Annotated in this window: 1 protein-coding gene; it reads right to left on the bottom strand. The window is 65.8% G+C overall.

The window, feature by feature from the left end; genetic code table 11:
* Positions 1–216, bottom strand: a 216-nt coding sequence (locus tag SB719_RS21240; protein ID WP_412159901.1) for a metallophosphoesterase, incomplete at its 3' end; no start/stop codon positions are given.
* Positions 217–257: the final 41 nt, after the last annotated feature.

Genomic DNA, 257 nt, shown 5'->3' on the forward strand with positions numbered 1-257 from the left:
GTCGTAGGCGTCCGGGGCGGCCGTGTCCGCGATGTCGCCGGTGAACACGATGGCCTCAGGGCGGGTGTTCGACTTGTCGAAGCCGTCGAACAGCTCCTGCAGGTTCGCGTCGCTGTCGACGATGCCGTGCAACGGCTCGCGCTTCTCCACGAAGTGGGTGTCGCTGATGTGCAGGATGAAGTGGTCCGGGGTCGGGTATGCGGTGTGGTCGGTCATCGTTCTGGTCCTCTCGGTTCAGGCGTTGGTCGGGTCGGCCG

Source organism: Pantoea sp. SIMBA_079 (assembly GCF_046940275.1).
Taxonomy (GTDB): domain Bacteria; phylum Pseudomonadota; class Gammaproteobacteria; order Enterobacterales; family Enterobacteriaceae; genus Pantoea; species Pantoea borealis.